This window comes from Olsenella sp. An285 (genome assembly GCF_002159625.1).
Lineage (GTDB): Bacteria > Actinomycetota > Coriobacteriia > Coriobacteriales > Atopobiaceae > Thermophilibacter > Thermophilibacter avicola.
In genome coordinates this window covers 73,999-86,319 of the sequence record NZ_NFIZ01000008.1, presented here as the reverse complement: position 1 = coordinate 86,319, position 12,321 = coordinate 73,999, and the positions used below count along the sequence as shown (strand labels likewise).

The window sequence follows — 12,321 nt, the reverse complement described above, 5'->3', positions numbered from 1 at the left end:
CCGGCAGGGGACAGCGGCGCCAGGGGTCGCGAGCGAGCTGCATGCCACACGAGATCTTCCCCAGATGTCCTGCGTGGGGGAAGCTGCCTCGTCACCAGAAGAGCTCGACCTCCCCCAGCAGGAACTCCTCAAGACCGTGCGAGCCCGCGGCGGAGCCGCCCACGATGATGCGACGCGCCTCTGGATGCCGCTCGAGGAACCTGGCCATGCCGCTCTGTCGTGCCTCCCCGCCGCCTTTTACCTCGATAGCAGCAAGCGCAGAGCCCTTCTGGAGCACGAAATCGACCTCGTCGTTGCCGTCGCGCCACCAGCGCACCTCAAAGCCCTCTTCGGGAGCTCGCGCGAGAAGAAATGCCCCAACCGCCGACTCGACCACGTGCCCGCGAAGGTCCGAATCGCCCATGAGACGATCCCGGCCCTTGTCGGACGGGGCGCACATGAGCGCGGTGTTGTAGACCATCAGACGCGGAGAGCTCTTCCTGCGCTCCAGCTCCTTCGCATGATACTTGGAAAGGGCCGCGATCATTCCCGCCTTGTCCAGCAGCTCAAGATAATGGGCGAGCGTCGTGGTGTTTCCCGCATCCTGCAGCTGCCCGAGCATCTTGTTGTACGAGAGCTCCTGTCCGGAATAAAGCGCGCCGAGCCTAAAGACCGCCCTCATGAGAGCAGGTTTGCGCACGTCCTCGAGGGCAAGCACGTCCTGGGAGATGGTTGGCTCTATCACCGAGTCACGAATGTAGGACGCCCAGCGTCGCTCGTCCCCCGCGAACCGGGCAGCGCCCGGATACCCCCCATAATAGAGGTAGTCGTCAAGCGAGTAGCCAAAGGCGTCGCGGCACTCCCCATACGACCAGTGAGGGGACCGAATGAGCTCAAAGCGCCCCATGAGCGAATCCTCGAGCCCCCTGTGAAGCAACAGGGAAGACGAGCCGCTCAGGAATACCTTGAGCTTCGATCCCGTGCGCCGGTCCTCGTCCCACAGCGATTTCACGGCATTGGGCCAGCTCTTTACCTTTTGGATCTCGTCGATGACGAGAAGAACGGGGCGGGTGTTGCCGCGCGTCATGTTGCGGGCCTGCTGCCACTCCGTGCGCAGCCAAGAGACGGTGGGCTCGATGGGGTCATCGGCACTTACGTAGAGGCTCTCTATCTTTTGGCGTCCGAGAGCCTGACTGATCATGGTGCTCTTCCCCGTCTGGCGCGGCCCAACGACGACCTGCAGGAGCGGATTATCAAACTCCCGCATGCGCTCGTCGATAGTCTCCACCTGGGATCTCTCGTACATGGCTCCCCCTATTGAGTATTTTTACTCAGTATACTGAGTATTCTTACTCAATAGAGCGAGAAAGACAGTAGCGTTACCAGCAGCCCTGCCGGATAGCCGCTACGACGGGAGGCCGAGAAGGTCCGCCGCGAGTTCTTGCCGCAGAGCTCTTTCACCGCCAGCCCTGCCGGATAGCCGCCGCGGCGGGAGGCCCCCGTCCCCGCGCGCAGTTCTGCAGCCGCGCGTCCTTTGCGCGGCGAAGCTGTCTGAGCACGGGGACGGGGGCCTCCCGCCCTAACGAAGCGTCTAGCCCAGGGCCTCCACGATCTTGTCGCCCATCGCGGCGGTGCCGAGGACCTTCTCGGCCGGCGTGCCCTCGTCGGCGATGTCCACGGTGCGCCAGCCCTCGTCGAGCACGCGCGTGACCGCGGCGGCCAGCTTGTCGGCGGCGTCATCCATCCCAAAGCTGTAGCGGAGCATGAGCTCCACGGAAAGGATCTGCGCGATGGGGTTGGCGATGCCCTGTCCCGCGATGTCCGGCGCAGAGCCGTGGCTCGGCTCGTAGAGGGCCGTGCCGTCGCCCAGGCTCGCAGAGGCGAGCATGCCGAGCGAGCCCGTGAGCATGGAGGCCTCGTCGGAGAGGATGTCACCGAAGGTGTTCTCGGTCACGAGGACGTCGAACTGCGCCGGGTTGGCAATGAGCTGCATGGCGGCGTTGTCGACGTACATGTCCTCGAGCTTCACGTCGGGGTACTCGGCGGCGATGTTGTGCGCCACCTCGCGCCACATGCGGGAGGTATCGAGCACGTTGGCCTTGTCCACGGAGTGGACCACGCCGCGACGGCGCCGCGCCGCGTCGAAGGCCCAGCGCACCACGCGGTCGACCTCGTACTCGGAGTACTCCAGGACGTCGCGGGCGTACTCGCCGCGCGTGCCGCCCACGCCCGCGCCCTCGACGCCCATCATGCGCTCGTGGCCGCCAAAGTAGAGGCCGCCCGTGAGCTCGCGCACGATGATGAGGTCGACGCCGTGCAGCACCTCGGGCTTGAGGGAGGAGGCGTCGATCAGCGCGTCGAACATGCGCACCGGGCGCAGGTTGAGGTAGAGGCCGAGCTCCTTGCGGATGGCAAGGAGGCCCTGCTCCGGGCGCACGGCCCCCACCTTGGTGTCGGTCCACTTGGGACCGCCCACCGCGGCGAGAAGAACCGCGTCGGAGGCGCGCGCCGCCTCGAGCGTCTCGGCCGGAAGGGCGGAGACGGGGCCGCCGGCCTCAGTCGTGGCGTCGATGGCGGCGCCGCCGATGAGGTGGTCCTCGCAGACGAACTCGACGTCGTACTTCTCGCCCAGCGCGGCGAGGACCTTCTTGGCCTCGGCGATGATCTCCGGGCCGATGCCGTCACCGGGGAGGGCGCAGATGCGATAGGTCTTGGAGGCCATGGCTAGTTACCGCCCTTCTCCGCCATCACGCGCTTGGTGCGCGCCACCAGGCCGCCGTCGTTGATGATCTCCTGGATGAACGGCGGGAAGGGCTGTGCCTGGAACGTGGCGCCCGTGGTCTCGTCCGTGATGGCGCCGGTGTCCGCGTCAACGGAGACGACGTCGCCGTTGGAGATGGCGTCCACGGCCTCGGGGCACTCGAGGATGGGCAGACCCATGTTGATCGAGTTGCGGTAGAAGATGCGCGCGAAGCTCTTGGCGATCACGCAGGAGACGCCGGCGGCCTTGATGGCCACGGGGGCGTGCTCGCGGGAGGAGCCGCAGCCGAAGTTCTCGTCGGCCACCACGATGTCGCCGGGCTGCACGCGCGTCACGAACGTGGGGTCGAGGTCCTCGAGGCAGTGCTTGGCGAGCTCGGCCGGGTCGGACGTGTTGAGGTAGCGCGCCGGAATGATGACGTCGGTGTCGATGTCGCGCCCGTAGCGGAAGACGGTTCCCTTGAACTGCATCGTGGTCCTTTCTGTACGCAGGGTGGGGCCGGCGGCCATGTCCCGTGCTCAGACAGCTTCGCTGCGCGAAGAACTGCGCGCGGGACATGGCCGCCGGCCCGCGCTGTCGAGAAGAACGTGCTGCCGGGGAGGAGCCGTCTGACGCGGCTCGCGCCATCACGGACCTCCACCGATGGATAGCGTTGGCGCCATTCTAGTCAGTGGGAGGATTGCTGGGAGCTGGGTGTGCGAGCTATTCTCCGAGCCTTAACGTAAGGCCCGGACAGAGGACGCCCCCGACATCGGGGTTGCCGGGGCGCAGGAGACCAAGCGCTCTTGACCATAGGGAGCCTGGCAGTAGTCCTACCCCCCTCATGGGTGTAAGAACGGGACCCAACAGCCCGAAAAACCCGTTTTCGGCCCGATTCTTACACCCCCAGGAGGGTAACAACGACCCCAAGAGGCCCACGCCGGCGACGAGCCGCCGCCGCGGGCCACGCGGCCGAGCGCCCGCCCAAGATGCAGCAGGGAGCCCCCGGTCCTTCTCGCCAAGCGAATCACGAAGTGAGCGAGCGCAGCGAGCGCTGAGCTTGGAGAGAAGGGCCGGGGGCTCCCAGGCAGAACCTACAGGTCGGACGGCAGCGCGATGTGGCCCGCGACGGCCGACGCGGCCGCGACGGCGGGACTCGCCAGGTAGACCTCGGAGGTGGGGTCGCCCATGCGGCCCACGAAGTTGCGGTTGGTGGTGGAGACGCAGCGCTCCCCCGCCGCGAGGATGCCCATGTAGCCGCCCAGGCACGGGCCGCAGGTGGGCGTGGAGACCACGCAGTGGGAGTTGATGAAGATGTCCATCAGGCCCTCGTGGACGCACTGGAGCCAGACGCCCTGGGTGGCCGGGATGACGATGCAGCGCACGCCGTCGGCGACGGTGCGGCCGCACAGGACCTCGGCCGCGGCGCGCATGTCCTCGATGCGGCCGTTGGTGCAGGAGCCGATGACCACCTGGTCAATCTTGATGTCGCGGCTCTCCGCCACGGGGTGCGTGTTGGACGGCAGGTGCGGCCAGGAGACGCACGGGGCGATGTCCGCGGCGTCGATGTGGATGACCTGCTTGTAGTGTGCGTCCTCGTCGGGGTGGTACTCGACGAAGGGGCGCTGGCTGCGGCAGCTCACGTACTCGCGGCACTTGTCGTCGACCTCGAAGAGGCCCGCCTTGCCGCCCGCCTCGATCGCCATGTTGGCGATGGTGAGGCGGCCCTCCACGGAGAGGTCCTCGATCGTGGAGCCGGCGAACTCCATCGCGCAGTAGAGCGCGCCGTCCACGCCGATCTTGCCGATCACGTGGAGGATGATGTCCTTGGCGGAGGCGCCCTCGGGGAGCCTGCCGTCGATGACGATGCGGATGGTCTCGGGCACCTTGAACCAGGCGCGGCCGGTGGCCATGCCCACGCCGGCGTCCGTGGAGCCCACGCCGGTGGAGAAGGCGCCGATGCCACCGTAGGTGCAGGTGTGGGAGTCCGCGCCAATCACCAGGTCGCCGGGGACGACGATGCCGCGCTCGGGGAGAAGGGCGTGCTCGATGCCCATGCAGCCCTGCTCGTAGTAGTGCGTGATCTGGTGCTCGTGGGCAAAGTCGCGCGTGACCTTTGTCTGCTCGGCGCTCTTGATGTCCTTGTTGGGGGCGTAGTGGTCGGGCACGAGGCAGATCTTGTCCTTGTCGAAGACGCCGGCGCCGATCTCGCGGACGGTCTTGATGGCAATGGGCGCCGTGATGTCGTTGGCGAGCACGAGGTCGAGGTCGCACTCGACGAGCTGCCCGGGAACGACCTCCTCGAGCCCGGCGTGGGCCGCGAGGATCTTCTCCGCCATGGTCTGGGCCATGTCTCTCCTTCCGTGAAGCTGGCGGGAGGTTGTCCCCGTGCTCAAACGCTTCGCTTCGCGAAGAACTGCGCGCGGGGACAACCTCCCGGCGGCATCAGATCGATACAGGTTGCCTATGTCTTGATTCTACTTGCAAATCACCGTGGCTCGGACCGTTGTGCCCAGTTGGAAACGCAAGGAGGTCAAGGGTCTCCGGCGTCACCTCTCCTGTGCAGATGGGAATCAGATGAGAGCACTACCTCATGGTAAGATGTACGATATGAGTCATACAAATTGTGATGTGTATCATACGAAAGGGGCGTCCCATGACGAGCTACGCCATTCGCGTCGACGAGGACCTGAAGGCTGGCGCCGCGGAGGTCGCCAAGAGCTTTGGTCTGGACCTCGCCTCGGTGACGCGGGCTTTCTGGACCTACATGGTCCGCACCGGCTCGATCCCCATCACCTTTGACGGCGAGCAGCCCAACGAGGAGTCCCTCGAGGCCATCAGGGAGACCGAGGAGATCTTTGCGGCACACGTGCCCGGGACCGGATACACCTCCGCACACGAACTTCTCGAGGCGGCGATGCGCTGATGTCCCGTCTCGAGGCAAAGTACGACCCGAAGTTCTCCCGCGACCTCAAGCGGCTTGCTAAACGAGATATCGACCCTTCGCCTCTTGAGGAGGTCATCGCGCTCATCCTCGAGAACAGCCTCGAGTCGCGCAGGGAGCTCGTGCGGCACCACAACATGCATCGCCTCGCCGGGGCGTGGGCGGGATCAAACGAGTGCCACGTCTGCAACGTGGGAGACTGGCTGCTCGTCTGGGCGGTGCGAGACGGGCTCGCCGTCCTCCAGCGCACGGGCACGCACCGCGAGATCTTCCGGTAGGCGAAGGCTCGGCCAACGGACCGCCGGCCCCCGGTTCTTCTCGCCCAGCAAGTTCTTGCGAATCAAGCTGCTGGGCTGGCGAGAAGGACCGGGGGCCGGCGGGTCTTTCGAAACGTTACTTGCCCTCGCGCGAACGCGTGGTCTGAATCATGCGGTTGATGGCGTTCACGTACGCCTTGGCGCTGGAGACGATGATGTCGTTGTCCGCGCCGCGGCCGGTGTAGACCTTGCCGTCCTCGGCCGTGATGCGCACCGTGACCTCGCCGATGGCGTCGATGCCGCGGGTGATGGCCTTGACGGAGAACTCCGCGAGGTCGCCGTGGACCGCCACCACCTTGTCGATGGCCTGGTAGGCGGCGTCGACGGGGCCGGTGCCGGTGGCCGCGACAACGTGCTTGACGCCCAGCTCGTCGGTGATGGTGGCCGTGGCCGTGGGGATGAGCGGGTCGCCGCAGGAGACCTGTAGCGCCTCGAGCGTGTAGACCGCCGCGACGTCGCGCTGGCGCTCCTGGACCATGGACTCGAGGTCCTCGTCGTAGACCTCCTTCTTCTGGTCCGCGATCTCGAGGAAGCGCTGGTAGACCTCATCGAACTCGGCGTCCTCGAAGGTGTAGCCGAGCTCAGCCAGGCGGTGGCGCAGCGCGGCGTGGCCGGAGCGGGCGGAGAGGACGATCTCGGAGCCGGCGGCGCCCACGTCCGCGGGGTCGATGATCTCGTAGGTGTTGCGGGCCTTGAGGATGCCGTCCTGGTGGATGCCCGAGGAGTGCGCGAAGGCGTTGGCGCCCACGATGGCCTTGTTGGCCTGGACGCTCATGCCCGTGATGCGGGAGACCAGGTGGCTCGCGCGGGTGAGCTCCTGGGTCACGATGTCGGTGTGGGCGTCCAGCTCCTCGCCGTGCATCTTGATGGCCATGACCACTTCCTCGAGCGCAGTGTTGCCGGCGCGCTCGCCCAGGCCGTTGATCGTGCACTCGATCTGGCGGGCGCCGTTCTTGACGCCCTGGAGGGCAAGGGCCGTGGCCATGCCCAGGTCGTTGTGCGTGTGCACGGAGATGATGACGTCCTCGATGCCGATGACGTTGTCCGCGAGGCCCTTGATGCGGCGACCGAAGTCCTCGGGAAGCTGGTAGCCGGTGGTGTCCGGGATGTTCACGACGGTGGCGCCCGCCTTCACGACGGCCTGGATTACGCGCTCGAGGAACGCCTGGTCCGCACGGCCGGCGTCCTCGGCGTAGAACTCGACGTCCTCCACGTACTTCTTGGCGTACTCGACGCAGTGGATGGCGCGCTCGACGCACTCGTCCTCGGTGATGCGCAGCTTGTCGCGCAGGTGGGAGGGAGAGACGCCCAGGCCGGTGTGGATGCGGGGGCGCTTGGCCGTCTTGAGCGCCTCGGCCGCGCGGTCGATGTCCTTCTCGACGGCACGCGTGAGGCCGCAGACCACGCAGTCGTCGCCAGCCAGCCGTCCGATCTCCTGCACGGAGCGGAAGTCGCCCGGCGAGGAGATGGGGAAGCCCGCCTCGATCACGTCCACGCCCATGCGGATGAGCTGCTGGGCGATGACGAGCTTCTCCTCGGTGTTCATGGACGCGCCGGGGCTCTGCTCGCCGTCGCGCAGGGTGGTGTCAAAGATGTGGATCTTCCTCGTCATGGCTCCTGCCTTTCTCGTGGTCCCGGATGGGGCTGGCGGTGTCCGTCGAAGCTGCCGCTCAAAAGAAAGTGCCCCGTCCCCTACCGGGGGGCGGCGGCACAGCTGCGCGCGCAGGGCATGGGTGAACCCTAGCGCGCGCTCGGTAGCGAGAGTAGGTTTGCGTCGTCCAGCATGAGGTCACGGCTGCCGAGAAGGGCGAGCGCGCAGACGCGCCCACGAACTCGAACGTCAGCAGCCTCGTGCCACACCATGCCGGACCCCCTTGGATGTCGCGCGCCCCCGTCGGGCGCGATTAGTGGACTATCGCACAGAAGCCGCGCCCCTTTCGCAAAGGTTTCTGCCCCGTAACAAACAAATCCGCGGACGGCCGCGAGCGACATGCGGATGGCGGCGAGACTTCGCTACAATTCCCTGGACAGCCCCGCACGACGCGCCTCTTTGATGGGAGCCCCATGTACCGCCTCATCGCCAGCGACCTTGACGAGACCCTGCTCGACAGCGACCACCGCGTCCCCGAGCGCGTCCGGCGGGCGATCGCCGCGGCGCGCGAGCTGGGCGTGAAGTTCGTGCCGGCCACGGGCAGGCCCTATGAGTCCGCCGACGGCACCCTCGAGGAGCTCGGCCTCCTTGGCGCGCCGGGCGAGTACGTGCTCTCCTTCAACGGCGGGGTCATCACGGAGAACGCGGACCGCGCGCCCCTCACATCCTGCGGGCTTCCCGCCAGAACCGCCGAGGCGCTCTACCAGGCAGGGATCGAGCGCGGCCTCTGCATCCACGTCTACACGCTCGAGCACGTCTACCTCTACAACTACTGGCCCGTCGAGCGCTCCTACATCGAGGGCCGCATGAACATCGTGGAGACGGCCGAGAAGAACCTCGGCTTTTTGTCCGAGACCGGGGAGCACGTGGTCAAGCTCCTCTTCATGAGCCTCGACATGGAGGAGCTGCGCCGCACGGAGCGCGAGCTCGCCGAGGCCGGGCTGACCGAGGGACTCGACGTCGTCTACTCCTCCAACCGCTACCTCGAGTTCAACGCGCCCGGCATCAACAAGGGCGCCGGGCTTCTCGCCCTTGCCGAGCGCCTGGGAATAGCCCCCGAGGAGACGATGGCGATTGGCGACAACTCGAACGACGTGCCCATGCTCCGCGCCGCCGGGCTGGGCGTCGCCGTCGCGAACGCGAGCGCTGAGGCGCTGGCCGCCGCCGACTACGTGTGCGAGGCGGACAACAACGCCGGCGGCGTGGCCGAGGCAATCGAACGCTTTGTTTTAGGTTAATTGGGTATTTGTCGAAAATAAAAAGGCTAGCACTTCGTCAGATAGGTCAACGGGATCTCGGCGAGCGGGGATTCCGTCCTCACCGCACGGAGAGATGACGGGACGTTAGCGTGATCGCTGACGCTCAATTCAAGCCGAAACATACCCCGGGGTATATTCATTTTCTTGATGACTCAACAACGATATGAAGACGTAGGCGGCCTCTGGTTTCGGAGATATTGATGGCTCTTGTCTCGGCTACATGTACCTCCCCCATCCCTGAACATAGGATGTCGAATCTCCCTGCGGTCTCAACAATCGATTCAGTTTGTCTTGATTGATGCCATTAACGGATAAATTGACATTCCATAACTTGTTATTGCCTAGCATTCATCACGTGACCTAAAGGGCGACGTGAGAGCGAGTCTGCATGCGTCTGGGAAGTCAATCGGAGCTCTTTTGCCTCGGCGCCATCCCCCTCGTGGGAAACCTGGAGACCGGCGGAATCATCGGGCTTACCAACGAGGGCAATCGTCTCTGCCGCGCCATGAAGGAGCGAGACGTATCGGAAGACGAGGTCCCCGCCAGCTGCCTTGAGCTCGCAGAGCACCTCCGCGCCGGAGGGTACCTGGGCGAGTCGGAGGGCGAGCCTGCGCCTGCCACCCTGCGCTCCGCGTACCTCCACGTGACGCAGCGCTGCAACCTCCGCTGCAGGTTCTGCTACTCGGAGGACGAGGGCAGAAACGTCCTTCCCGACCCCTCGACTGAGGAGCTCGAGACCGCGATTGAGCTGCTCGCGACCATGGGCGCCCGACGGCTGATCATCTCGGGCGGCGAGCCGCTGCTTCGCCCGGACCTACCGAATCTCGCTCGCTTCGCGCGCGAGGCTGGCTTCGCGGAGATCGTGCTGCTCACCAACGGGCTTTTCGTCACCAATGAGAGCGTCCTTCCGCTGCGGGACGTCGTCGACTGCATGGGCATAGCCTTCGACGGCTGCGGACCTGACGACGTCGCTCATCTGAGGGGCTCGCAGAGGTTCGGGAGGCTCGTGGAGGCCGTCCGCACGTGCCTGGACGCCGGCATTGCCGTGCGAATCATGCCCACGCTCCACGCGGGCAACCTCGCAGACCTCGACCGCTACGCCGAGCTCGCCCGGTCCCTCGGGGCCTCCCTGGGGTTCAGCCTCCTCACCGCTCCCCTCTCGGAGCTCGGAGACCTCGCCATTGGCGAGAAGGGCCTTGCCACGCTGGGGAGAAGGGCAGCGACGGGCGGGATCGGAATCGAGGACTCCCTCTCAGGCGGCGGAATCGCCGTCAGGCGCTCGTGCGGCGCGGGCGTGAGGACGCTCAGCGTGGCAGCGGACGGAACCATCTACCCCTGCCACATGCTGCACGACCCGCGCCTCGCGATGGGCAACGCCTTCACGGACGACACCGAGACCGTGCGCTCGAGCAAGGTGGCGCGTACGTTCGCGACGCTCGACGCGGCTGACATCGAGCGCTGCGGGGCCTGTTCTTTCCGTTACCTCTGCGCAGGAGGCTGCCGCGCCAGGGCCTTCCTCGATACGGGGAGCATCACGGCGTGCGACCCCTACTGCGCGCTCTCGCGCTCGTACTACGAGCGCGTGGGAGAGCTGCTGGAAAAACGCTACGGATCGAGAGGAGGTGAGCGCGATGCTGTTCGCACTTGATGGGAGAGGGCTTATCTGCGTTGAGATTCTTGGACTGACCGTTGGATTCTAGGAGTGACCATGCCGGAGAGACTTGTTCGAAACTACAGATACGCCCGCGGAGCCTCCAGGCTGGGAGCGTACGCGCTCTATGGGATAGCGGCGCTGAGCCTGCTGGTTGGCATCGGCTTTTGCTTCCTGCACGCCCCCTTGGAGGGCTTCGAGCCCTTCCGCCTGCTCAGCGTCATTGCGGCGGGGATCTTCTCCGCCTCCGTCGTTCTTCTCGGCGAGTTTCTCCGGCACTTCTGGAGCGACCCGTCGCCCTTTGGGCAGCGGCAGTTCACCAGGCTCGTGGCGGCGGCCGCGCTGCTCGGCCTTCGCGCGGTCTTTGACGCGATGGTGCCCTCCAGCCACGCATTTGGCTCCCTGGGAGAGATCCGGACGATCACGCACGCGGATCTGGATCTCAAGATAATCTCCGTCGTAATCTTTCTTGTGTGTTTGGCTATGGTTGTTCGGTATGGAGATGCACTCAAGGAAGACTCGGACTCGTTTGTCTAGTATGCTCATGGTCGAGTCAACCCACGTCCTGGAGGTGCAGCGTGCCCATTGTTATGCGACTCGACCGCGTCATGGCGGAGAGGAAGATTTCTTCGACCGAGCTTGCCAAGCGCGTCGGAACTTCGACGGTCAACCTGTCCAACATCAAGAACGGCCACATCCGCGGGATGCGCTTCTCCACGCTCGAGGCCCTCTGCCAGGTGCTCAACTGCAAGCCCGGGGATCTGATCGACTACCTGACCCCCGAGGAGAACGCCGCCGAGCGCACCATCGGCGAGATCCGCGAGAGGAACTACGAGTAGCCAGGAGGCACGGGGCCCGCTCGGCGGGCCCTACTCCCAGGCGGCGCGTCCCATGAGGCGGAAGCGCTCGATCATCTCGCCGGTGAGGCTCGCGCGGTCACCCGTGCGCTCGAGGGGAATCTCTGAGCGGCTGAACCAGCGCGCCTCCTTGAGCTCCGAGTGGTCCACGGCGATGGTGGGGTCACCGTCAACCTCGCACCAGAAGCCCACGAGCAGGGTGTCCGTGAAGCTCCAGGGCTGGCTCTTGTAGAAGCGCAGGTTCTTGACGGAGAGCCCCACCTCCTCCATGACCTCCCGGCGCACCGTGTCCTCGAGGGGCTCGCCTATCTCGGTGAATCCGGCCACGAGCGCCCAGAGCGCCGTGGTCCTGCCCGCGTACCTCGTGAGCACGATCTTCTCGTCGTCCCCCTGGCAGCTGGTCACGGCGCAGATGACGCCGGGGCAGATCTTGGGGTACACGATGCTCGCGCACTCGGGGCACACGACCTCGCGGCTTCGCGGGGCGAGCTCCATCTGCGCCCCGCAGCGCCCGCAGAAGCGGTTGGCCCGGTACCAGCGGTCGAGCTGGGAGCCCGTCGCCGCCGCAAAGAGAAGGTGCTGCGGCTCGGCGCGCCTGAGCCAGTTGACGGACTCGTAGGCAAAGCCCGCGGGCACGAGCACCCGCTCATCCAGCGCCAGGAAGAAGCGCTCCTCCCCCAGACAGAAGAGATAGGTCACGCTGCCCGGCCGGCGGGGGTAGTCCGCCAGGCGCGGGAGCTCCATCACCTCGCCCGAGTCCCCCGCGTCGGCGTCCGCGCGCCCTACGTGCGTCACGCGCGCCAGGCAGCCCGCCGGTGAGTAGTGCAGAACGTAGTCGCCCTCGGCCGGCTCGTGCGGCTCGAAGTGGTTGTCATAGGCGTACTCGGCGCCAAACTCCTGGATCATGGCTCCTCCTTGGGACT

General features: G+C 66.0%; 13 protein-coding genes. 6 read left to right on the top strand and 7 right to left on the bottom strand.

The window, feature by feature from the left end:
• Positions 1 to 91: 91 nt before the first annotated feature.
• The 4 genes from B5F79_RS06835 to leuC form a co-directional block, all read right to left on the bottom strand.
• Positions 92 to 1,285 carry an ATP-binding protein gene (locus B5F79_RS06835; RefSeq protein ID WP_087219285.1) on the bottom strand — a complete coding sequence of 398 codons (1,194 nt, stop codon included), beginning with the start codon at positions 1,283 to 1,285 and terminating at the stop codon, positions 92 to 94.
• A 285-nt stretch (positions 1,286 to 1,570) separates the two neighbouring features.
• On the bottom strand, positions 1,571 to 2,701 hold the full coding sequence (leuB, locus tag B5F79_RS06830; RefSeq protein WP_087219282.1) for a 3-isopropylmalate dehydrogenase: 1,131 nt from the start codon (positions 2,699 to 2,701) through the stop codon (positions 1,571 to 1,573).
• A 2-nt stretch (positions 2,702 to 2,703) separates the two neighbouring features.
• A complete protein-coding gene (gene leuD, locus B5F79_RS06825; RefSeq protein ID WP_087219279.1) occupies positions 2,704 to 3,210 on the bottom strand; it encodes a 3-isopropylmalate dehydratase small subunit in 507 nt (168 codons plus the stop codon).
• A 603-nt stretch (positions 3,211 to 3,813) separates the two neighbouring features.
• Complete coding sequence (gene leuC, locus B5F79_RS06820) at positions 3,814 to 5,070, bottom strand: 3-isopropylmalate dehydratase large subunit (protein WP_087219276.1); 1,257 nt, start codon at positions 5,068 to 5,070, stop codon at positions 3,814 to 3,816.
• A 305-nt stretch (positions 5,071 to 5,375) separates the two neighbouring features.
• Here leuC and B5F79_RS06815 point away from each other — a divergent pair, with 305 nt between their 5' ends.
• Both B5F79_RS06815 and B5F79_RS06810 read left to right on the top strand, forming a co-directional pair.
• Complete coding sequence (locus B5F79_RS06815) at positions 5,376 to 5,645, top strand: type II toxin-antitoxin system RelB/DinJ family antitoxin (RefSeq protein ID WP_087219273.1); 270 nt, start codon at positions 5,376 to 5,378, stop codon at positions 5,643 to 5,645.
• A complete protein-coding gene (locus B5F79_RS06810; protein ID WP_087219270.1) occupies positions 5,645 to 5,941 on the top strand; it encodes a type II toxin-antitoxin system RelE/ParE family toxin in 297 nt (98 codons plus the stop codon). The genes B5F79_RS06815 and B5F79_RS06810 overlap by 1 nt, the downstream gene beginning before the upstream one ends.
• Positions 5,942 to 6,056: 115 nt before the next feature.
• Here the strand turns inward: B5F79_RS06810 and B5F79_RS06805 are convergent, their stop codons facing one another.
• Together B5F79_RS06805 and B5F79_RS11280 are read right to left on the bottom strand one after the other, a co-directional pair.
• On the bottom strand, positions 6,057 to 7,592 hold the full coding sequence (locus tag B5F79_RS06805; RefSeq protein ID WP_087219267.1) for a 2-isopropylmalate synthase: 1,536 nt from the start codon (positions 7,590 to 7,592) through the stop codon (positions 6,057 to 6,059).
• 128 nt (positions 7,593 to 7,720) lie between these two features.
• Positions 7,721 to 7,843, bottom strand: coding sequence for a hypothetical protein (locus tag B5F79_RS11280; RefSeq protein WP_275083893.1), 123 nt, complete (start codon positions 7,841 to 7,843; stop codon positions 7,721 to 7,723).
• Positions 7,844 to 8,044: 201 nt separating this feature from the next.
• Here B5F79_RS11280 and B5F79_RS06800 point away from each other — a divergent pair, with 201 nt between their 5' ends.
• From B5F79_RS06800 to B5F79_RS06785, 4 genes are all read left to right on the top strand, one after another.
• Positions 8,045 to 8,869, top strand: coding sequence for a Cof-type HAD-IIB family hydrolase (locus B5F79_RS06800; RefSeq protein ID WP_087219264.1), 825 nt, complete (start codon positions 8,045 to 8,047; stop codon positions 8,867 to 8,869).
• A 409-nt stretch (positions 8,870 to 9,278) separates the two neighbouring features.
• Positions 9,279 to 10,538 (top strand): radical SAM/SPASM domain-containing protein, encoded by a 1,260-nt coding sequence (locus B5F79_RS06795; protein ID WP_087219261.1) that lies wholly within the window; start codon positions 9,279 to 9,281, stop codon positions 10,536 to 10,538.
• Between the two features lie 60 nt (positions 10,539 to 10,598).
• Complete coding sequence (locus B5F79_RS06790; RefSeq protein WP_087219258.1) at positions 10,599 to 11,078, top strand: hypothetical protein; 480 nt, start codon at positions 10,599 to 10,601, stop codon at positions 11,076 to 11,078.
• 41 nt (positions 11,079 to 11,119) lie between these two features.
• Positions 11,120 to 11,380 carry a helix-turn-helix domain-containing protein gene (locus B5F79_RS06785; RefSeq protein WP_087219255.1) on the top strand — a complete coding sequence of 87 codons (261 nt, stop codon included), beginning with the start codon at positions 11,120 to 11,122 and terminating at the stop codon, positions 11,378 to 11,380.
• Positions 11,381 to 11,410: 30 nt separating this feature from the next.
• On the opposite strand, the gene nudC is transcribed toward B5F79_RS06785, so the two are convergent.
• On the bottom strand, positions 11,411 to 12,304 hold the full coding sequence (gene nudC, locus B5F79_RS06780) for an NAD(+) diphosphatase (protein ID WP_087219252.1): 894 nt from the start codon (positions 12,302 to 12,304) through the stop codon (positions 11,411 to 11,413).
• Positions 12,305 to 12,321 lie beyond the last annotated feature (17 nt).